We start from the raw sequence: 20,912 nt of genomic DNA on the forward strand, positions 1-20,912 counted from the left end.
CACGTCGTGTTCGTGGCGGCCGAGGAGCGGGTGCTCCGCGGCCCGCTCCAGGTGATCTACCGGATGGATCTGCGCACCGGGCGCACCGACACGGTCACCGCGCGGCCCGACGGCACGGCGAACCAGAGGCCGGCGTCCGGCCCGTCCACCGACGCCCACGGCCGGGCGGTGGCGTACGACGCCGTACCGCCGGACCTGTTGGGGGAGTCGTCCACCGCCACCGACCGGCAGGTCCTCGTCACGCGCCTGCGCTGAACCGCGCTCCGGGCGCCACGCCCGGCTCCCGGCGTAAGGAACCGGACGGTCCGGGCCGCGGTGCGGTGCTCCGCCGCACGACCAGATGAGTCGCCAGTTCGATGCGCCGGGCGGTTCTGCCGGCGCCGTCCGGGCGGAAAAGCATGCGGGTCGCCTCCTCGGCCATGTGCTGCAGTGGCTGGTGGACCGTGGTCAGCGGCGGGCTCGACCACTGGGCGGGCGGCACGTCGTCGTAGCCGACCACCGAGAGCTCCGCCGGGACGCGCAGTCCCTTGAGCCGGGCAGCCTCCAGTACGCCGAGGGCGTGGAGGTCGCTGCCCGCGAAGACGGCGGTGGGCCGGTCGGGGCCGTCCAGCAGGTCCATGGCGTGCTCGAAGCCGCCGGCCACCTGGAAGTCGCCGAAGCGGACCAGGCGGGGATCGACGGGCAGGCCCGCCACGGCCATCGCCGAGCGGTAGCCGTCGAGGCGGGCCCGTGCGCACAGCATGTCCTCGGGGCCGGTGATGATCGCGACGCGTTCATGCCCTTGGTCGGTGAGATGGCGCGTCGCCGCGAGGCCCCCGGCCCAGTTGGCGGAGCCCACGGACGGCACGTCGGGATCGGGATCGCCGGCCGGGTCGACGATGACGAACGGGATGTCACGCGAGCGGAGCCGGTGTTTCACCTCCGCCGGGAGCGAGGAGAAGACCAGCACGACCCCCAGCGGCCTGCGGCGGAGCGCTCCCTCGATCCAGTCGGGAGCGGGCGCGTGCCGCGTACCGCTCCGGGTGAGCACGACGGTCGCCCGATGGGCCTTGGCAACGTTTTCCACACCCTTCACGAGCTCCACCGCCCAGACGCTGTCCAGCTCGTGGAAGACGAGTTCGACGAGCGGGGAGCGCGGCCGGTCCGACGCCCGTCGACGGTAACCGTGCCCCTCCAGCAGCCGTTCGACCCGCGACCGGGTGCCGCTGGAGACATCCGAACGACCGTAGAGGACCTTCGAAACTGTCGGAGGGGAGACACCCGCCTCTTTCGCGACCTCGGCCAGCGTCACCCTTGCGCTCACCCTAACTTCATCGTGCATGCCAGCAGGATAGTTCACGCGATCGATAACGTTTTGGGTCGTCCCGCGCACGGCCATTGACCGTAAATCCCGACTGACTTTACTGTCCGACGGCATGGACTTTCGGTGATGAAGTCGAAACTTTCGAAAGGCGAACGATGAAGACACGTGCGCGCTTGCCCAGACTGGTCGCCACCGGCGCGACGCTCGCCCTGGCGCTGAGCCTTGCGGCCTGCGGCGAAGGGGACGGCGGGGCGTCGTCGGACGACGGCAAGATCCATGTCCTGGTCTACGGGGACGCCAGCAACAAGGTCGAACAGCAGATCGTTGACACCTTCAACAAGACGTCCGACGTCAAGGCGGTGCTCGACACCATCCCCGGTGCCGACTACCAGAAGAAGCTCCAGACGATCATCAACACCCCCCAGGCTCCGGACATCTTCTTCAACTGGGGCGGCGGCAGCATCAAGCCGTTCGTCAAGGCGGACCTGCTGATGCCGCTGGACGACATGATCAAGAAGAACCCGGACCTGGAGAAGAAGTTCCTGCCGACGGTCTTCGACAACGCCGTCGTCGACGGCAAGCCGTACGGCATCCCGATGCGCGGCACCCAGCCCGTCCTGCTCTTCCACAACAAGAAGGTCCTCGAAGAGGTGGGCGTCCAGCCGCCGAAGAGTTGGGGCGAGCTGCTCGCCGCGGTGGAGAAGCTGAAGGACGAGGGCGTCACGCCGATCGCGCTCGGGGGAGGCGACGTCTGGCCCACCCAGATGTGGTTCCAGTACCTCTACGACCGCATAGCCGGGCCGGAGCTGTTCGAGAAGGCCATCGGGGGCGACAAGAGCGCCTGGGAGAGCCCGGACAGCAAGAAGGCCCTCGACATGATCAAGGAGCTCGTCGACACCGGCGCCTTCGGCAAGAACTACGACTCCGTCAAGTACACCAACGGCGGCTCGGCCCAGCTGGTGGCTTCCGGCAAGGCCGGCTTCGAGCTGATGGGTTCCTGGTACTACTCCCAGCAGCTGACGGACCACCCGGACTTCGCCGAGAAGGACCTCGGCTACACCGCGTTCCCGGCCGTCGAGGGCGGCAAGGGCGACGCGGCCAACGTCGCCGGCAACACCAACAACTACTACTCGGTGATGAAGAAGACCAAGCACCCCGAGGCCGTCGCCGAGTTCCTGAAGCTCATGTACTCCGACGAGTTCGTCAAGGCGCAGCTGGACATCGGCAACCTGCCGACCACGACCGACACCGACGAGTTCATCGACGACTCGGGCACCCCCGAGTACTCGCGCTTCCAGTACGACCTCGTCGCCGACGCCCCGTCGTTCCAACTGTCCTGGGACCAGGCGTACCCGCAGAAGGCGAGCTCGGACATGCACAAGGCCGTCCAGCAGTTCTTCAACGGACAGCTCGACACGGACGGCTTCATCCAGGCCATGCAGGCCCTCCCGACCGAGTGACGAACGGCTCATGACCACACAGAGCACGAGCGCCCGGACCGCCGCCGGGCCCCGCAAGGAGTCCCGGCGGCGGCCGCCCGCCTCGTCCACGACCAAGGTGGGCCGCCCCGGCTTCGCCTGGGCGCTGCCCGCCGCAGTGTTCTTCGCCCTGTTCGCGATCGTGCCGCTGATCATGGTGGCCGTGCTGTCCTTCATGAGCTGGGACGGTCTCAGCTCGCCCGAGTTCGTCGGCACGGACAACTGGTCGCGCCTCATCGACGACCCGGTCATGCTCAAGAGCATCTGGCTGACCCTGTTGCTGACCGCGCTCGGCGTGGTCCTCCAGACCCCGCTGAGCATCCTGCTCGGCGTCTGGGCCGCCGGTCACCAGCGCAACCGCGCCGTCCTGTCGGTCATCTACTTCATCCCGCTGCTGCTGTCCGCGACGGCCGTGTCCGTGCTGTGGCGGGCACTGCTCGACCCGAACTTCGGCATCCCCGCCGACGCGACCTGGCTGTTCGGCGACGGCAACCTGTTCGGTGAACAGGCCACCGCCATCGGGGTGCTGGCGTTCGTCAGCACCTGGCAGTTCACCCCGTTCCACACACTGATCTACCAGGGCGCGGCCCGCGCGATCCCGCCGGTGCTGTACCAGGCGGCGGAGATCGACGGGGCGGGCCGCTACCGGCAGTTCTTCCACATCACCCTGCCGCAGCTGCGCACCTCCATGATCACCTCGATGATCCTGATGATCGTCGGGGGTCTGACCACGTTCGAGACGGTCCTCATCCTGACCCAGGGCGGCCCCGGCACCGACACCACCATCAGCGCCTACTACATGTACGACAAGGCGTTCAAGAGCTTCGACTACGGCACCGGCTCCGCGATCGCCCTGGCCCTGGTCGTGGCGGCCACGGTCATCTCGCTGATCGTCGTCCGGGTCTCCGGCTACGACAAGATGCGCAGCTCCATGGAGGGTGTGTCATGAGGCGCCGACCGAACTACCTGGGCGGCGCCGGATCGCTCGTCTGGCTCTTCCTGGTCGGCCTCCCGCTGTACGTGATGCTCGCAGCGACCCTGCGCACCCGCCAGGACTACGCCGAGAACGGCCCGGTCTCGATCCCGGACAGCTTCACGCTGGACAACTACACCGGCGCCTTCGACTCGGGGTTCGGCCAGTACTTCCTCAACACGCTCGTCGTCACCGTCAGCGTGATCGGCATCGTCCTGGTGCTGGTCCCGCCGCTCGCCTACGCGATCGTCCGCAGCCGCGGCAGGGCCACGTCGGCGATCTTCCGGCTGTTCCTGCTCGGCCTCGCCATCCCGGCCCAGGCCGTGATCGTGCCGATGTTCTACCTGATCAGCGAGGCCGGGCTGTACGACAACCTGCTCGGCGTCATCCTGCCCACGGCCGCGTTCTGCCTGCCGATGTCCGCCCTGATCCTCAGCGGCACCATGCGGGACATCTCGCCGGAGCTGTACGAGGCCATGGCGATGGACGGCGCGAGCCCGCGGCGCATGTTCTTCCAGCTCGTCGTGCCGCTCTCCCGCGGCGGCCTCTCCACGATCGTGGTGTTCTCCGCGCTCCAGGCGTGGAACGGCTTCCTGTTCCCGCTCGTGCTGACCCAGTCCGACGCCACCAAGGTCGTCACCCTGGGGCTCTACAACTTCCAGACCGAACACGGCATCGACATCCCCGGCCTGTTGGGAGCCGTGGTGCTGTCCATGACGCCCATCCTGCTCGTCTACCTGTTCGCCCGTCGTGCCCTGGTCCAGGGCCTGATGGGCGTCGGAGGAAAGTGATCGCCGACGTGGCCGTTGGAACCACCCCCGAAATCCCCCTCTGGAACGACCCCGCCCACTCCGTCTCCGCCAGGGTCTCCGCGCTGATCGAGGCGATGACCCTGCAGGAGAAGATCGCCCAGCTGTACGGCGTGTGGGTCGGCGCGTCCGACGAGGGCGGAGACGTCGCCCCCCATCAGCACGACATGGAGGAGGCCGTCGACCTCGACGCCCTCCTGCCCACCGGACTGGGCCAGTTGACCCGCCCGTTCGGCACCGCCCCCGTCGACCCCGCGCTCGGCGCGCTGTCCCTGCTGCGCACCCAGGCACGCATCGCCTCCGCCAACCGCTTCGGCATCCCCGCCCTCGCGCACGAGGAGTGCCTGGCCGGCTTCGCCACCTGGGGCGCGACCGCCTACCCCGTCCCACTGTCCTGGGGTGCCACCTTCGATCCCGGCCTGGTCCACCGCATGGCCGCCGCCATCGGCCGCGACATGCGCTCCGTCGGCGTCCACCAGGGCCTCGCCCCAGTCCTGGACGTGGTGCGCGACGCCCGCTGGGGCCGGGTCGAGGAGACCATCAGCGAGGACCCGTACCTCGTCGGCACCATCGGTACCGCCTACGTCCGCGGCCTGGAGGACGCCGGGATCGTCGCCACCCTCAAGCACTTCGTCGGCTACTCCGCCTCACGCGCCGGACGCAACCTCGCACCCGCCCCGATGGGGCCGCGCGAGCGCGCCGACATCCTGTTGCCGCCCTTCGAAATGGCGATCCGCGAGGGCGGTGCCCGGTCCGTGATGCACGCCTACACCGACGTCGACGGTGTGCCCGCCGCGGCCGACGAGAACCTGCTGACCGGGCTGCTCCGGGACACCTGGGGCTTCGACGGCACCGTCGTCGCCGACTACTTCGGCATCGCCTTCCTCAAGACCCTGCACGGCATCGCCGCCGACTGGGCCGGTGCCGCCGGTGCCGCACTGCGCGCGGGCGTCGACGTGGAACTGCCCACCGTCAAGACGTTCGGCGCGCCCCTGGCCGAGGCCGTGACCGCCGGCCGGGTCCCGGAGGCGGTGATCGACCGCGCCCTGCGCCGGGTGCTCACGCAGAAGGCCGAACTCGGTCTGCTCGACCCGGACTGGGACCCCGTACCGACCGCGCTCCACGACGCCGACCTGGACGACCTGGACGCCCTGCGCGGCCGGATCGACCTGGACGGCCCGGAGAACCGGGAGCTGGCCCGCACGGTCGCCGAGGAGGCGGTCGTGCTCCTGAGCAACGACGGCACCCTGCCGCTGGTCCGGCCGCGCCGCATCGCCCTGGTCGGACCCAACGCCGACGAGCCCACCGCCGTACTGGGCTGCTACTCCTTCCCGCAGCACATCGGCGTCCACCACCCCGGAACCCCGGTCGGCATCGAACTGCCCACCCTGCGCGAGACGCTGGCCGCCGAGTTCCCCGACGCGGAGGTGACCGTCGTACGCGGCACCGGGGTCGACGACGGGGACGTCTTCGGCATCCCCGAGGCCGTCCAGGCGGCCCGGGAGGCCGACGTCGTCGTCGCGGTCCTGGGCGACCGGGCCGGGCTGTTCGGCCGCGGCACCAGCGGCGAGGGCTGCGACGCCGAGTCGCTGGCCCTGCCCGGCGCCCAGCAGCAGCTCCTCGACGCGCTGCTCGACACCCGCAAGCCGGTCGTGACGGTGCTGCTCGCGGGGCGCCCGTACGCCCTCGGCCGGGCCGTGGCGGAGTCCGCCGCGATCGTCCAGTCGTTCTTCCCCGGCGCGGAGGGCACCGCCGCCGTCGCCGGGGTGCTCAGCGGACGGACGAACCCCTCCGGCCGACTGCCGGTCAGCGTGCCGCGCGGAGCGGGATCCCAGCCGACCACCTACCTCGGGGCGCGGCTGGCCCACGCCAGCGAGGTGTCCAACATCGACCCGACGCCCGCCTTCGGCTTCGGGCACGGCCTCGCGTACACCGCATTCGAGTGGAGCGACCTCGCGGTGGACGGCAAGGAAGCACCCACCGACGGCGAGTTCTCGCTAGAGTTCACCGTCCGCAACACCGGCGAGCGGCACGGCACCGAGGTCGTCCAGCTCTACCTGCACGACCCGGTCGCCTCCGTCGTCCAGCCGGTGCAGCGTCTCATCGGCTACACCCGCGTGCCGTTGGAGGCGGGGGAGGAACGCCGGGTGCGCGTCACGGTTCCGGCCGACCTCGCCTCCTTCACCGGTCGTGACGGCCACCGCGTCGTCGAGCCGGGCGACCTGGAACTGCGGTTCGCGGCCTCCAGCACCGACACGCGCCTGACGGCTTCGGTCACGCTCACCGGCCCGGAGCGCCGCGTCGACCACACCCGGCGCCTGCACGCCGTCTTCGCCGAGGAAGGCGCCGCCGACGCCTGATCCGCCGGCCGGACCACGAGCGGCGCACCCGGCAACCCGCCCGGGTGCGCCGCTCGTCGGAAGCGGGCCGCCCGTACGATGGGGACATGACGCGACGCTCGGCCGGACGCCGAGTTCAGTTCGTCGGTCTGGCCCACGGTGCCATCGGCGCGGTGATCCACCGCGACGTGCTCGCCGACATCGCCCGGGGAACCTCCTCGACTCGTAACGGACCGGGGCGGCCGGGCCGCCGCGCCCGCCCTGTGGATGGGCGGCCGGCTGCTGCGCTCCGCGGAGGAGCACGAGGACGTCCCGGCCCAGCGCGCCGCCGGTGCCGTGCTGATCGCCGTCGGTGTGACGGGCACCGCGCTCATGCCGAAGGCGGCTTCCCCGCACTCGCGGCCGTCGGGGGCCTCGTGCTGCGCCGCGCGCCGCGCGGCTGAGCCGGGTCAGCGCACGACGTCGAAGACCTGCTTCTGCAGACCGTTGGCGTAGACCTCGTGCTCGACGAGCCTCAGCTTCTGGGTGTCCTTGTCCGTGGTGCTGAACAGCCGCTTGCCCGCGCCGAGCAGGAGCGGGAAGACCAGCAGGTGGTAGCGGTCGATCAGACCGGCGTCGGACAGGCTCCGGTTCAGCGCGGCGCTGCCGTGGACGATGATCGGGCCGCCCTCGGTCTCCTTCAGCAGGGCGACCTCGTCGAGGGAGCGCAGGATCGTGGTCTCGCCCCAGTTCGGCACCAGGTCGTCGTCGGTCAGGGTGGTGGAGACTACGTACTTCGGCATCACCTTGTAGCCGGGGAACTCCTCCATGTCCGGCCACACCGGGCTGAACGCCTCGTAGCTGACCCGGCCCAGCAGCAGCGCCGTGGCCTCCTTCTGTTCCCGGTCCTTGATGGCGTACGCCTCGGGCAGGAACTCCACGTCCTTGAAGGTCCACCCGGAGTTCCGGTATCCGGGCTCGCCGCCCGGGGCCTCCACGACGCCGTCGAGCGAGACGAAGGCGGTGCTGATCAAGGTACGCATCTGCGGTTCCCCACTGTCTGTCTCGAATCCGTGCTCCAGCATGTTCGAGATGTACGACCGCCGGTCGGCGCGAAACTCATCGCTCCGTCCCGCGTGAACGTCAGACGGTCCTGACGACCGTCGTCACCGCCGTCACCGCGACGATCACCGCCAGCGCGTCCTCCGCCGCCTTCACGACGTGACGCACGGCCGCCGCGGACCACCGGCCCTGCGAGACCGACTCCACGGCCGCCACCGCGCGGCGCGCTGCGGCGTCCGGGAAGGCCGGGCGGTGCAGCTTCGCCCCGTGCAGCAGGGCCGCCAGGGACGCCGTACGCTCGTCCGGTGCCGCGCCGCCCAGGACGACGGCCTCCAGGCGCCGGCGCACCGCCGCTTCCACGGAGCCGAGTCGCCGGCGAAGCGTCCAGGCGGGCTCGCCCAGCGGCGTCGCGTCGACGACGGTGACCTTCTCGTCGGTCACCTCCACGCGGCCCGCCAGTGCAACTCCACCAGCGCGGCCGCGGCGAGCGCCGGCGCCACTCGCGCCGTCTCCCTCGCGGTGCCGGACTCGTGGTCCAGCGAGAGGAGCAGGAACTGCTCGCCGAGGGGAGTGGGGATCCCCGAGGGAGATGCCCTGTGTTCGGTCCTCAGGTGCCGGGCTGGGCGGCGGTCGCGGGTGAGGCTCTCGCCCGTGCCTTCGCGGACGCCCCCACCCGTACCCGCCGTTGCCGCACCGCCGGTTTCCCTGCGAGGTCAGCGCCCCCGCAGGGCGTCGAGCGCCTGCAGCGCCACGTGGAGTTCGGTGCGCTGTTCACCGGACTCCAGGTCGCGGCCGAGCAGCCGTTCGACGGTGCGCAGGCGTTGGTAGACGGTCTCCCGGGACACGCCCGCCGCGCGGGCGGCGGCGGTCTTGTTGCCGGCGGCGTCCAGGTAGCCGCGCAAGGTGGCCAGGAGGTCGGTGCCGTGCCGGGCGTCGTGGTCGAGGAGGCGGCCCAACTGCCGTTCCGCGTACTCCTGCACCCGGGTGTCGTCGCGGAGCGCGTACAGCAGGCGGGGAAGGCCGACGTCGGACCGTAGGTGGAAGGAGCGGTCCGGCGGGAGGGGCTGACCAGGCCCGGTCGCCTCGGCCACCCGGGCCGCCTCGCGGAACGAACGGGCGACGTCGGCGAGGTCCTCGGCCGGGGAGCCGGCGCACACGGTCGCGCCCGGGGCGGAGTCCAGGGCGGTCCGGCTCACGTGCTCGACCGACTGCCGGCAGGGCCGGGACGGGCGCAGCGCCAGCAGCACGCCGATGCGGGCGGGGGCCAGGAGCCCGACGAGCGCCTGCGTTCCCGACGCGTCCAGTTCCTCGGAGATGCGGGCCTCGGTCCTCGCGGTGTCCGCCTCGGCCGGGACGTCGGCGAGGACGGCGACGAAGCGGGTGTGCTCCGTGGGCAGCCCGAGCGCCGCGATGCGGGCGTGCGCGTCCGCCGGGGAGTGGTGACGCTGTTCCCTGAGGTCGCGCAGGGCGTCGCGGTGCGCGGCGCGTTCCCAGGGCGTGGGACGGGTGAGGCGGGCGATGGTAAGGGCCATCGCCGTGCGCTCAAGGACGGTGACGTCCTCGGGGCCGAAGGGCGGGGGAGCGGCCGCGCGGAACGGGCCGGACCGGCCGGGAGGGCCGTGGAGCATGGCCACCCGTCCCCAGGCCTCGCCCTGGAACTCGACCGGCGCCACGAGCCAGCCCTCGGGCCCGCGGATTCCCGCCCGGTCGGCGGCGGGAGTGGACCGGGAGCGCCGCTCCCAGTCGGCGAGCACGGTCTCCGCGGTGCTGCCGGAGGGCTCGCAGATCAGTGCCCGGTGGACCAGGTTCTCCAGGACGACCGTGTGTCCGCTCATCTCCGCCGCGGCGCGCAGCACGTCCCCGGGGCCGGCGCCTCGCAGGGTGAGGGCGGTGAACGCCTCGTGGACGCGCTGGGTCCGGCGCATCGCGTCCGTCTGGTTGCCGAGGATCAGTGTGTGGACGACCTGCGTGACCTCCAGGAAGTTCACGTCCTTGGCCAGCGTGACCAGGGGCAGGCCGCGCGCCCGGCAGGCGTCGACCAGCGCGTCGGGCGGCCGGTGGTACCGGCGGACGAGCTCGATGACCAGGGCCGCGGCGCCCACCGCGGCGAGTTCGTCGACGTAGCGGCGCACCCCGCCCGCGTCGTCGGGCAGCGGCATACCGGTGGTGAGGACCAGTTCGCCACCCTTGAGGAAGGAGGCCGGGTCCGTCAGTTCGGTGATGTGGACCCAGCGCACCGGGCGGTCGACGTGCTCCAGGCCGGTCACCACTCGCGGGTCGCCGTCGGCCACGACCGGCAGGGCCAGCACGTCGGCCACGGTGAGCGGACGGCCCGCCGGGCCGAGGTGCGGTTTCCCGCTCACGCTGCCTCCTGCACACCGGTCCCGTTCGGCGCCCGGGGCGCCCTTTGCCACTCTGACAAGCGCCACTGACCTGCGCAAGGGCGCCCGGGAGGGGCACCCGGCGGGTATCGGCGGCACGCTGGGAGGACACCGGTTGACACAACGTCCGGATACCGCGCCCCGCCCGGACAGATCACGCGTTGTCCGGGCGCGTACCGAGGGCATGTCTCGGGAGACGCAGCGCAGCCGACTACTCAGCAGAACCGACGACCAGGCCGGGAGACGAGCATGACCGCACTGTCGCCGCACCTTCGCCAGGCCACGCCCGTGACGGCGGTCCGGGGCGAGGGCGTCCACCTCCACGGCGAGGACGGCCGCCGCTATCTGGACTTCACCGCCGGCATCGGCGTCACCAGCACCGGGCACTGCCACCCCAGGGTGGTGGCCGCCGCTCAGGAGCAGGTGGGCACCCTGATCCACGGGCAGTACACGACCGTCATGCACCAGCCGCTGCGCCGGCTCGTCGACCGGCTCGGCGAGGTGCTGCCCGCCGGCCTGGACAGCCTGTTCTTCACCAATTCCGGCAGTGAGGCGGTGGAGGCGGCGCTGCGCCTGGCCCGCCAGGCCACCGGCCGCCCCAACGTCCTGGTCTGCCACGGCGGTTTCCACGGCCGGACCGTGGCCGCCGCCTCCATGACCACGTCCGGCACCCGCTTCCGGTCCGGTTTCTCACCGCTGATGAGCGGCGTGGTCGTCACCCCGTTCCCGACGGCCTTCCGCTACGGCTGGGACGAGGAAACCGCCACCCGCTTCGCCCTCAAGGAGCTCGACTACACCCTCCAGACGATCTCCTCGCCCGCCGACACCGCCGCCGTCGTCGTCGAGCCGGTACTCGGCGAGGGCGGGTACGTGCCCGCTACCCGCGCCTTCCTGGAGGGCCTGCGCGAGCGTGCCGACCGCCACGGCTTCCTCCTGATCCTTGACGAGGTGCAGACCGGCGTGGGCCGCACCGGCCGGTTCTGGGGCCACGAGCACTTCGGCATCACGCCCGACATCCTCGTCACGGCCAAGGGGCTGGCCAGCGGGTTCCCCCTGTCCGGCATCGCCGCCGCCGAGGAACTGATGCGGAAGGCGTGGCCGGGCTCGCAGGGCGGCACGTACGGCGCGAACGCGGTGGCGTGCGCCGCGGCGTGCGCCACCCTCGACGTCGTACGCGACGAGAAGCTCGTCGAGAACGCCGAGGTCATGGGGGCGCGGCTGCGCCAGGGACTGGAGGCGGTGGCCGCCCGTACGCCGGCCATCGGGGACGTACGCGGCATGGGGTTGATGCTGGCCTGCGAGTTCGTCACCGAGGACGGCGAGCCCGACCCCGGGACGGCGGCCCGGGTCCAGCGGGCCGCCGTCGACGAGGGCCTGCTGTTGCTGCTGTGCGGCGCCTGGAACCAGGTCGTACGGATGATCCCGGCGCTGGTGATCGGCGAGTCGGAGATCGACGAGGGGCTGCGGGCGTGGACGGCCGCCGTCGAGGCCGGCGTCTCGGGAGCCGAGGGCCGGTGAGCACCGCGAGGAGGGACATCATGACCGACACGCCGAGCCCCGTGACCGGGACACCGACCCGGCTGTTCATCGGCGGCGCCTGGGCGGACGCCGCGGACGGCGCCGTCATGCCGGTGGACGACCCGGCGACCGGCGACATCCTCTGCCACGTCGCCGACGCCGGCCCCAAGGACGCCCGGCTCGCCGAGGACGCCGCGGTCCAGGCGCAGGAGGAGTGGGCCCGTACGGCGCCGCGGGCCCGCAGCGAAATACTGCGCCGTGCCTACGAGATCGTCCTCGACCGCACCGACGAACTCGCTCTTCTGATGACGTCCGAGATGGGCAAGCCGCTCGCCGAGGCCAGGGGAGAGGTCGCGTACGCGGCCGAGTTCTTCCGCTGGTTCTCCGAGGAGGCCGTGCGGATCGACGGCGGGTACGGCGTCCTCCCTGACGGACGCAACCGCATGCTGGTCTCCCGACGCCCGGTCGGACCCTGTCTGCTGATCACGCCGTGGAACTTCCCGCTGGCCATGGGCTCCCGCAAGATCGGCCCGGCGATCGCGGCCGGCTGCACGATGGTCCTCAAGCCGGCCCCGCAGACACCACTGTCCGGTCTTGCCCTCGCCGCGATCCTCCAGGAAGCCGGGCTGCCGGACGGCGTGCTGAACGTCGTCACCACCTCCCGGGCCGGTGAGGTGTGCGAACCGCTCCTGCGCGGCGGTCGCGTCCGCAAGCTGTCCTTCACCGGCTCCACTGCCGTGGGGCGCCTGCTGCTCGCCCAGTGCGCTGACGCGGTGGTGCGCACGTCGATGGAGCTGGGCGGCAACGCGCCGTTCATCGTCTTCGACGACGCCGACCTGGACACGGCCGTGGACGCCGCCATGGTCGCGAAGATGCGCAACATGGGCGAGGCGTGCACCGCCGCGAACCGCTTCTTCGCGCACCGCTCGGTCGCCGAGGAGTTCGGGCGGCGCCTGGCCGAGCGCATGGGCGCCCTGGTCGTCGGTCCGGGGACGCGGGAGGGCGTCGACGTGGGCCCGCTCATCGACGCCGCCGGGCGCGCCAAGGTGGAGGGCCTGGTGTCCGACGCGGTGGAGCGGGGAGCCCGGGTGCTCGTCGGCGGCCGTACTCCCGACGGCCCCGGCTGCTTCTACCCGCCCACGGTGCTCACCGACGTCTCCCCGGACAGCCGCCTGATGGCCACGGAGATCTTCGGCCCCGTGGCGGCGATCCTCACCTTCGACGACGAGGACGAGGTGGTGCGCCGCGCCAACGACACCCCCTGGGGGCTCGTCGGCTACCTCTTCACCGAGGGCCTGGACCGCGCCCTGCGGGTCGGCGAGCGCCTGGAGGTCGGCATGGTCGGCCTCAACACCGGCCTGGTCTCCAACCCGGCCGCCCCCTTCGGCGGCGTCAAGCAGTCCGGGCTCGGCCGCGAGGGCGGAACGGTGGGCATCGAGGAGTTCCTGGAGTACCAGTACCTGGCGACGCCCGCCCGCTGACCATCCCGGCTTTGCATGGTCATGCGTCATCATGCATACTCTTCCTATGTCCAAGGTCCTCACCTCCCTCCCCACCGGCGAACGCGTCGGTATCGCCTTCTCGGGCGGCCTCGACACCTCGGTCGCGGTCGCGTGGATGCGTGACAAGGGCGCCGTCCCCTGCACGTACACCGCCGACATCGGCCAGTACGACGAGCCCGACATCGCCTCGGTGCCCGACCGTGCGAAGACCTACGGCGCCGAGATCGCGCGTCTGGTCGACTGCCGTGCGGCGCTGGTGGAGGAGGGCCTGGCCGCGCTCACCTGCGGGGCGTTCCACATCCGCTCGGGCGGGCGTGCCTACTTCAACACCACGCCGCTCGGCCGTGCCGTCACGGGCACGCTCCTCGTCCGGGCGATGCTCGAGGACGACGTCCAGATCTGGGGCGACGGCTCCACGTTCAAGGGCAACGACATCGAGCGGTTCTACCGCTACGGCCTGCTCGCCAACCCGCAGCTGAGGATCTACAAGCCCTGGCTGGACGCCGACTTCGTGACCGAGCTCGGCGGCCGCAAGGAGATGTCGGAGTGGCTGCTGGCCCACGGCCTCCCCTACCGGGACTCGACGGAGAAGGCGTACTCCACCGACGCCAACATCTGGGGTGCCACCCACGAGGCCAAGACGCTGGAGCACCTCGACACCGGAGTGGAGACCGTGGAGCCCATCATGGGTGTGCGGTTCTGGGACCCGTCGGTCGAGATCACCCCCGAGGACGTCACCATCGGCTTCGAGCGGGGCCGCCCGGTGACGGTCAACGGCAAGGAGTTCGCCTCCCCGGTCGACCTGGTGATGGAGGCCAACGCCATCGGCGGCCGGCACGGCATGGGCATGTCCGACCAGATCGAGAACCGGATCATCGAGGCCAAGAGCCGCGGCATCTACGAAGCCCCCGGCATGGCCCTGCTGCACGTGGCCTACGAGCGCCTCGTCAACGCGATCCACAACGAGGACACCCTCGCCCAGTACCACACCGAGGGGCGGCGTCTGGGCCGGCTGATGTACGAGGGCCGCTGGCTCGACCCGCAGTCGTTGATGATCCGGGAGTCGCTGCAGCGCTGGGTCGGCTCCGCGGTCACCGGCGAGGTCACCCTGCGCCTGCGGCGCGGCGAGGACTACTCGATCCTCGACACCACGGGCCCGGCGTTCAGCTACCACCCGGACAAGCTGTCGATGGAGCGCACCGAGGACTCCGCCTTCGGCCCGGTGGACCGGATCGGCCAGCTCACCATGCGCAACCTGGACATCGCCGACTCCCGCGCCAAGCTGGAGCAGTACGCCGGGATCGGCCTGATCGGCACCACCGACACCGCCATCGGAGCCGCACAGGCCGCCGCGACCGGCCTCATCGGCGCCATGCCGGAAGGCGGCGCCCAGGCCATCGCCTCGCGCGGCGAGGTCTCCGGCGACGACGAGCTGCTGGACCGCGCCGCGATGGAGTCCGGCACGGACTGACCGCGTACCAGGGGGATGCCCCAACCGGCAAGGGCCGGCTCGATGCCTACGGGCATCGAGCCGGCCCTTCTGTTTCTCGCCCCGGTGCACGACTTGCGTGTCGCACCCGGTTGTACCGGTGTCGCCGTGCCGCGTCGATCCGACATGCCCAGCTCAACCGCAACGCAAGCTGCACGCAAGCGACGCAAGGCGTTTGCGCATCAAACCCCGTCGTGGCGAGGAGCGTTGACAAACAGGTGACGCGCTAGAAATCTGATGACGCACTTTCCGCAAAGAATCGACTGTCCCGCTCAATTGATTCGCATGGTCGGTGCTTCCCCTTTGCTCGCCGACCTGTCGCACTCCCGGACTCCCACGGAACAAGAGGACCCCCCATGAGATGGAGATCTCTCGGCCGACGGTCGCTGACGGGCGCCGTCGTGACCGGGTTGGTGACGGTCGGGCTGCTGCCGCTGCCCTTCGCGGCCGGCGCGCAGGCCACCACGGGCGCCGCCGAGGTCAACCTCGCCCTCGGCCGCCCGGCCACCGCGGGCGGCTCACACGGCGCGTACCCCGCCGGGAACGCCACCGACGGCACCCAGGCCACCTACTGGGAGGGCCCGGCCGGCTCCTTCCCGCAGTGGGTGCAGGTCGACCTCGGCGAGGCCCGCGACGTCGAACGGGTGGTGCTCAAGCTGCCCGCCGGCTGGGAGAGCCGCAGCCAGACCCTCTCCCTCCACGGCAGCACCGACGGCTCCACCTTCCGCACCCTCGACGCCGCCTCGGCACGCGCCTTCGACCCCGCACGCGCCAACACCGTCGCCCTCGACCTCGACTCGCCCGCCGAGACGCGCTACGTCCGCGTCCACGTCGCCGGCAACACCGGCTGGAACGCCGCCCAGCTCTCCGAACTGGAGGTGTACGGCGACGAGGCGGTCACCGAGCCACCGCCCACCGGGACCAACCTGGCCCGCAACAAACCGGTCGAGGCCACCTCCTCGGTCCACTCCTACGTCGCGGCCAACGCCACCGACGACTTCATCTCCACCTACTGGGAGGCCGCCGGCCACCCCGCCGACCTCACGGTGAAGCTCGGCGCCGACGCGGACGTCAGCGCGGTGGTCGTCAGGCTCGACCCGGACCCGGTCTGGTCCGCCCGGACCCAGGGCATCCAGGTGCTCGGGCGGGCGCAGGGTGCGAGCGAGTTCACCTCGCTGCGCGCCCGCGCCGACTACTCCTTCAGCCCCGGCAAGGACAACACCGTGACCATTCCGGTCACCGGCCGTGTGTCCGACGTACGGCTCCGCTTCTTCTCCAACACCGGCGCGCCCGGCGGCCAGGTCGCCGAGTTCCAGGTCGTCGGTGCCGCCGCGCCGGCGCCCGACCTGACCGTCACCGGCCTCGACTGGTCGCCCGCCGACCCCTCCGAGCGGGACGAGGTCACCGTCGACGCCACAGTCCGCAACACCGGTACCGCCCCCTCGGCCGCCACGACCGCCGAGGTCACCGTCGAGGGCGCGACCGCCGGCACCGCCGAGGTGCCCGCGCTCGCCCCGGGTGAGTCCGCCGAGGTCGCCGTGGCCACCGGCACCCACGCGGCCGGCAGCTACGCGGTCGCCGCCGTGGTCGACCCCCGGGACACGGTCGCCGAACTCGACGACTCCAACAACAGCCGCGGCGCCGCGGACCGACTGGTCGTCGACCGGGCCCCCGGACCGGACCTGGAGGTGCGCTCCATCACGACCGACCCGGCCAACCCGGCCGTGGGCGCGCCCGTCACCTTCACCGTCGCCGTGCACAACCGCGGCACCAGCGCCGTCGAGACGGGCTCGGTGACCCGCCTCCAGGCCGGCTCCACCACCCTGAACGGCACCACCGGTGAGGTGGCCGCGGGCGCCACCGTCAACGTGCCGATCAGCGGCACCTGGAAGGCGACCGGCGGCGGCGTCACGCTCACGGCCACCGCCGACGCGACCGGCGTCGTCACCGAGACCAACGAGGACAACAACGTCCTCGCGAAGTCCCTCGTCGTCGGACGCGGCGCCGCCGTCCCGCACACCGAGTACGAGGCGGAAAACGGCCGTTACGAGGGCACCTTGCTCACCACCGACGCCAAGCGCACCTTCGGCCACACCAACTTCGGCACCGAGTCCTCGGGCCGCAAGTCCGTCCGGCTCGACTCCACCGGCCAGTACGTCGAGTTCACCTCCACCACGCCCACCAACTCCATCGTCGTACGCAACTCCATCCCCGACGCCCCCGGCGGCGGCGGAGCCGAGGCCACGATCAGCCTCTACGCCGACGGCGAGTTCGTGCGGAAGCTGACCCTGTCCTCCAAGCACAGCTGGCTCTACGGCAACACCGACGACCCCGAAGGGCTCACCAACCGGCCCGGCGGCGACGCGCGGCGGCTGTTCGACGAGTCCCACGCGCTGCTGGACCGCACCTTCCCGCAGGGCACCGAGTTCCGCCTCCAGCGGGACGCGGGCGACACGGCCGCCTTCTACGTCATCGACCTGATCGACCTGGAGCAGGTCGCGCCGCCGAAGACCAAGCCGGACAACTGCGTCTCCGTCACCGAGTACGGTGCCGTTCCCGGTGACGGACTCGACGACACCGACGCCATCCAGCGCGCCGTCACCGCCGACCAGAACGGCGACATCCCCTGCGTGTGGATCCCGGCCGGGCAGTGGCGCCAGGAGCAGAAGGTCCTCACCGACGACCCGCAGAACCGGGGGCAGTTCAACCAGGTCGGCATCCGGGACGTCACGATCCGCGGCGCGGGCATGTGGCACTCCCAGCTCCACACCCTGACCCCGCCGCACGAGGCCGGCGGCATCAACCACCCGCACGAGGGCAACTTCGGCTTCGACATCGACCACAACACCCGGATCTCCGACCTCGCCATCTTCGGCTCGGGCACCATCCGCGGCGGCGACGGCAACCATGAGGGCGGCGTCGGGCTCAACGGCCGCTTCGGCAAGGACACCAAGATCAGCAACGTGTGGATCGAGCACGCCAACGTCGGTGTCTGGGCCGGCCGCGACTACGCGAACATCCCCGAGCTGTGGGGCCCCGGTGACGGCCTGGAGTTCACCGGCATGCGCATCCGCAACACCTACGCCGACGGCGTCAACTTCGCCAACGGCACCCGCAACTCCACCGTCTACAACTCGTCCTTCCGCAACACCGGCGACGACTCGCTCGCCGTGTGGGCCAGCAAGTACGTCAAGGACACCTCCGTGGACGTCGGCCACGACAACCACTTCCGCAACAACACCGTCCAACTGCCGTGGCGGGCCAACGGCATCGCGATCTACGGCGGCTACGGCAACACCATCGAGAACAACGTCATCTCCGACACGATGAACTACCCGGGCATCATGCTCGCCACCGACCACGACCCGCTTCCCTTCTCCGGGCAGACCCTCATCGCGGGCAACGCCCTGCACCGCACGGGCGGCGCGTTCTGGGGCGAGGCGCAGGAGTTCGGCGCCATCACCCTCTTCGCGCAGGGGCACGACATCCCCGGCGTCACCATCCGGGACACCGAGATTTTCGACTCGACCCACGACGGCATCCAGTTCAAGACGGGAGGCGGTGCGATCCCGGACGTCAAGATCGACAACGTCCGCATCGACAAGTCGAACAACGGCTCCGGCATCCTCGCGATGGGCGGCGCCCGGGGCAGTGCCACCCTGACCGACGTCACGATCACCGACTCGGCCGAAGACGACATACGCATCGAGCCGGGCTCCCAGTTCAAGATCAACCAGTAGGACCGGCCGGCGGCCCCTGACCGGACCGCCGGCCCCAGCGTCACCCCCTCGGCGACGCGGCCACCACCGCGTCGCCGAGCCGTTCCGGTGACCGTTCGACGGGGAAGCGGCCGTCCTCCTCGCGGCGTTCGGCGTTGAGCTCGTCGACCGCGCCGAGCGCGTCACCGATCGTCGTGTAGTCCACCGCGACGAAGTTCACCGGTCTGCCGCGCCGCCGCTCGCAGTCGTGCGCCCGCTCCAGCACCCGCTCCCGGGCGTTGACCGTCCCGGCGTCCAGCCGCCGTCCGCCGCCGGCCGTGACGAAGTGGTTGAGCAGGAACAGCCGCTTGTCCGTGCCGCCCCGGTTCGGCAGGCAGGACATCTCGTCCGGACTGCGGAAGGCGAAGGGTGTCTCCATGCCGTACCGGTAGAAGTTGCGGTACCACGGCGCGGGCCCGTCGGCCTTCTCCGCGAAGACGACCAGCCGCCGACCGCCGTCGATCATGTCCCCCAGTTCCGGCCACGGGCGGTCCGGGTCCGGGTCCGGTTCGTACAGCAGGTCGGTCAGCCCGGCCTGCTCGAAGGCGGCCTGGCTGTCCACGGCCCCGACACCGTCCTGCAGGATCAGCGTGACGACCTCCGTGGGGTTCGCCCGCAGCCAGTCACCGATCTGCCGCAGAGTCGGCGCCAGCTCCAGGGCCCCGGCCCCGCACACGGAGTGACACAGCCACAGACCGGGCTCGGGCGGGTTCACCCGTCCCAGGATCGCGGTGAGCCGCCGCCGCAGTTCCGGGGAGAAGTCCGAGGTGCTCAGCCGGTCCGCGACCTCTTCGGGCCGCTCCCAGTGGTGCGTGTCGAGGAGCAGGACACGCACCCCGGCGTCGAGCTGACCGACGATGTCCGGGTCCTGGAGGGGGCCGATGAAACGGTCCGCCGTCGTCGCCATCGCGTTGTGGGACGCGAGCTGTGCGACCTCGTCGTACCGGGCGTCGCAGAGTTCGGCGCTGCCCTGGCAGATGCGGGGCGAGGAGCCGGTGATCGCCACCGGCGCCAGCATCGTGCCGACCAGCGCGCACGCCGTGACGGCGAAGGTCAGGGCCGGGCCGTGCCGCGGATCGGTGAGGGCCGGCAGGGCTGGCCTGGTCTCCCACACCCACCCGACGGTGATCAGCAGGGCGCCCGCGGCGAGCAGGATCACCGCGACGAGTACGGCGGTCGTCAGGAGCCGGTCGACGGCGGTGGCCTGGATGTCCGTGAGGAGTTCCGCCGCCGACGGGGGCCACGAGGCCGGACTGCCGAAAAGCGCGTCGACCGGCATGAGGCCCAGCAGCAGTACCGTCAGGGCGGTCAGCGAGGCGGCCGCGGCCGGCACCCAACCGAGCGGCATCAGCCGCCGCCTGACCGGACCGGGCGTCGACAGCCAGAGCAGGGTGAGCGCGGCGGCGCACAACGCCGCGGCCGCCGGTTCCACCACCTCCTGGAAGAGGCGGGTGACGGAGCGGGCGCGGTCCACCGGGGCCAGTGCCTCCTGAGCCGGGTCGATGTCGACCGTGATGACCCAGGTGCCTTCCCGCGCCTCCCGCAACAACTCCGCGGCTGCCGCCCGGACCTGGTCCGTCAGGGCGACCGGCGCCACCGAGGCCAGCGCCGCGGCCACGTCCCCCCGGACCAGTGCCGCCTGCACGGTCGGTCTGATAGCGGAGCGCGAGTCGGCCGGCACCAGGCGCATCAGCGCCTCCGTCGCAGCGAGGGCCTGGCCGGCGGAGAGCGGCAGCGACGGCAGGCCCTCCAGCGGCGCTTCACCGGCCACCACCTGCGCCGCCAGTTCGGACAGGCGTTGCACGAAGGCCTGGAAGTCGGGCTCGGACCGCTGCTGGAGGGCGGCGACGGCGTCACCGAAGTAGGCCTGGCTGAGCCGCTCGACGTTCGCCACGACGGGCTCGAGGTCGACCGTGACCCGCAGCCGCTCGCGGTCCCCCTCCAGATAGTGGATCACCTCGGCGATCTGCCGGTCGCCCATGGCCCGCAGCGTCTCCGGCGGGATCACGACCTTGAGGTTCGAGGTGATGGTCGACTGCGGGACGGGCAGCCGGTCCAGCAGCTCCTGGGTCAGGGGCGTACTGGCCGGGTCGACCAGCACCTCGTCGTAGAAGCGCTGGTAGGCCCGCTCGTCCTCCAGCACCTGGGAGTAGAACTTCGGATCGAGAACGGTGCTGCGCACGACGGCCGCCGCGGCCAGGACGGTCAGGCTCAGCACCGCCACGCACCAGATCAGCACCCCGACCCAGGGAGAGCGCCGAACCAGTTCGTCCATGAACCCATTCTCGTTTCAGCCGACCGTCCTGCGACACGGCGTCCCG

Annotated in this window: 15 protein-coding genes; 10 read left to right on the forward strand and 5 right to left on the reverse strand. The window is 71.5% G+C overall.

From position 1 onward, the window contains the following. Nucleotides 1-6: 6 nt before the first annotated feature. Nucleotides 7-255: a hypothetical protein gene (locus IE142_RS37050; protein ID WP_229830985.1), complete on the forward strand. Its 249-nt coding sequence runs from the start codon at nt 7-9 to the stop codon at nt 253-255. Here IE142_RS37050 and IE142_RS29890 read toward each other — a convergent pair. Continuing rightward, a complete protein-coding gene (locus tag IE142_RS29890) occupies nt 239-1,321 on the reverse strand; it encodes a LacI family DNA-binding transcriptional regulator (RefSeq protein WP_191888631.1) in 1,083 nt (360 codons plus the stop codon). The genes IE142_RS37050 and IE142_RS29890 overlap by 17 nt on opposite strands. Nucleotides 1,322-1,458: 137 nt before the next feature. On the opposite strand from IE142_RS29890, the gene IE142_RS29895 reads away from it, so the two are divergent. The 5 genes from IE142_RS29895 (at nt 1,459) to IE142_RS37055 (ending at nt 7,397) form a co-directional block, all read left to right on the forward strand. Beyond that, nucleotides 1,459-2,763: an ABC transporter substrate-binding protein gene (locus IE142_RS29895; RefSeq protein WP_191888632.1), complete on the forward strand. Its 1,305-nt coding sequence runs from the start codon at nt 1,459-1,461 to the stop codon at nt 2,761-2,763. A 10-nt stretch (nt 2,764-2,773) separates the two neighbouring features. Then, a complete protein-coding gene (locus IE142_RS29900) occupies nt 2,774-3,730 on the forward strand; it encodes a carbohydrate ABC transporter permease (RefSeq protein WP_191888633.1) in 957 nt (318 codons plus the stop codon). After that, complete coding sequence (locus IE142_RS29905) at nt 3,727-4,545, forward strand: carbohydrate ABC transporter permease (RefSeq protein WP_191888634.1); 819 nt, start codon at nt 3,727-3,729, stop codon at nt 4,543-4,545. The genes IE142_RS29900 and IE142_RS29905 overlap by 4 nt, the downstream gene beginning before the upstream one ends. Next, nucleotides 4,542-6,923: a beta-xylosidase/alpha-l-arabinosidase gene (locus IE142_RS29910; protein ID WP_191888635.1), complete on the forward strand. Its 2,382-nt coding sequence runs from the start codon at nt 4,542-4,544 to the stop codon at nt 6,921-6,923. Before IE142_RS29905 ends, IE142_RS29910 begins: the two co-directional genes overlap by 4 nt. A gap of 246 nt (nt 6,924-7,169) precedes the next feature. Next, on the forward strand, nt 7,170-7,397 hold the full coding sequence (locus IE142_RS37055; RefSeq protein WP_229830986.1) for a hypothetical protein: 228 nt from the start codon (nt 7,170-7,172) through the stop codon (nt 7,395-7,397). Here IE142_RS37055 and IE142_RS29915 read toward each other — a convergent pair. From IE142_RS29915 to IE142_RS29925, 3 genes are all read right to left on the reverse strand, one after another. Continuing rightward, nucleotides 7,352-7,924 (reverse strand): dihydrofolate reductase family protein, encoded by a 573-nt coding sequence (locus tag IE142_RS29915; protein WP_191888636.1) that lies wholly within the window; start codon nt 7,922-7,924, stop codon nt 7,352-7,354. The genes IE142_RS37055 and IE142_RS29915 overlap by 46 nt on opposite strands. A 100-nt stretch (nt 7,925-8,024) precedes the next feature. After that, nucleotides 8,025-8,390 carry a GPP34 family phosphoprotein gene (locus tag IE142_RS29920; RefSeq protein ID WP_191888637.1) on the reverse strand — a complete coding sequence of 122 codons (366 nt, stop codon included), beginning with the start codon at nt 8,388-8,390 and terminating at the stop codon, nt 8,025-8,027. A gap of 266 nt (nt 8,391-8,656) precedes the next feature. Beyond that, the gene (locus IE142_RS29925; protein ID WP_191888638.1) at nt 8,657-10,306 is read right to left on the reverse strand and encodes a PucR family transcriptional regulator; all 1,650 of its coding nucleotides are present in this window, start codon (nt 10,304-10,306) and stop codon (nt 8,657-8,659) included. 267 nt (nt 10,307-10,573) lie between these two features. Between IE142_RS29925 and IE142_RS29930 the strand changes: the two genes are divergently transcribed. The 4 genes from IE142_RS29930 to IE142_RS29945 all read left to right on the forward strand — a co-directional run bounded on the left by IE142_RS29930 (nt 10,574) and on the right by IE142_RS29945 (nt 18,573). After that, entirely contained in the window at nt 10,574-11,842 is a 1,269-nt protein-coding gene (locus tag IE142_RS29930) for an aspartate aminotransferase family protein (protein WP_191888639.1), read from the forward strand. 41 nt (nt 11,843-11,883) lie between these two features. Further along, on the forward strand, nt 11,884-13,323 hold the full coding sequence (locus IE142_RS29935; protein WP_191888671.1) for an NAD-dependent succinate-semialdehyde dehydrogenase: 1,440 nt from the start codon (nt 11,884-11,886) through the stop codon (nt 13,321-13,323). A gap of 46 nt (nt 13,324-13,369) precedes the next feature. After that, complete coding sequence (gene argG, locus IE142_RS29940; RefSeq protein WP_191888640.1) at nt 13,370-14,815, forward strand: argininosuccinate synthase; 1,446 nt, start codon at nt 13,370-13,372, stop codon at nt 14,813-14,815. 374 nt (nt 14,816-15,189) lie between these two features. Beyond that, a complete protein-coding gene (locus tag IE142_RS29945; RefSeq protein ID WP_191888641.1) occupies nt 15,190-18,573 on the forward strand; it encodes a CARDB domain-containing protein in 3,384 nt (1,127 codons plus the stop codon). A gap of 40 nt (nt 18,574-18,613) precedes the next feature. Here IE142_RS29945 and IE142_RS29950 read toward each other — a convergent pair whose 3' ends face one another. After that, nucleotides 18,614-20,866, reverse strand: coding sequence for a PI-PLC domain-containing protein (locus IE142_RS29950; RefSeq protein WP_191888642.1), 2,253 nt, complete (start codon nt 20,864-20,866; stop codon nt 18,614-18,616). Nucleotides 20,867-20,912: the final 46 nt, after the last annotated feature.

The organism is Streptomyces mutabilis, from assembly GCF_014649815.1.
In the GTDB taxonomy this organism is placed as follows: domain Bacteria; phylum Actinomycetota; class Actinomycetes; order Streptomycetales; family Streptomycetaceae; genus Streptomyces; species Streptomyces mutabilis.

Excerpts from the sequence above, each read along its gene's own strand:
- IE142_RS29890 (WP_191888631.1), bottom strand. The coding sequence starts at position 1,321 with ATGCACGATGAAGTTAGGGTGAGCGCAAGGGTGACGCTGGCCGAGGTC.
- IE142_RS29895 (WP_191888632.1), top strand. The coding sequence starts at position 1,459 with ATGAAGACACGTGCGCGCTTGCCCAGACTGGTCGCCACCGGCGCGACG.
- IE142_RS29900 (WP_191888633.1), top strand. The coding sequence starts at position 2,774 with ATGACCACACAGAGCACGAGCGCCCGGACCGCCGCCGGGCCCCGCAAG.
- IE142_RS29905 (WP_191888634.1), top strand. The coding sequence starts at position 3,727 with ATGAGGCGCCGACCGAACTACCTGGGCGGCGCCGGATCGCTCGTCTGG.
- IE142_RS37055 (WP_229830986.1), top strand. The coding sequence starts at position 7,170 with ATGGGCGGCCGGCTGCTGCGCTCCGCGGAGGAGCACGAGGACGTCCCG.
- IE142_RS29915 (WP_191888636.1), bottom strand. The coding sequence starts at position 7,924 with ATGCGTACCTTGATCAGCACCGCCTTCGTCTCGCTCGACGGCGTCGTG.
- IE142_RS29930 (WP_191888639.1), top strand. The coding sequence starts at position 10,574 with ATGACCGCACTGTCGCCGCACCTTCGCCAGGCCACGCCCGTGACGGCG.
- argG (WP_191888640.1), top strand. The coding sequence starts at position 13,370 with ATGTCCAAGGTCCTCACCTCCCTCCCCACCGGCGAACGCGTCGGTATC.
- IE142_RS29945 (WP_191888641.1), top strand. The coding sequence starts at position 15,190 with ATGAGATGGAGATCTCTCGGCCGACGGTCGCTGACGGGCGCCGTCGTG.
- IE142_RS29950 (WP_191888642.1), bottom strand. The coding sequence starts at position 20,866 with ATGGACGAACTGGTTCGGCGCTCTCCCTGGGTCGGGGTGCTGATCTGG.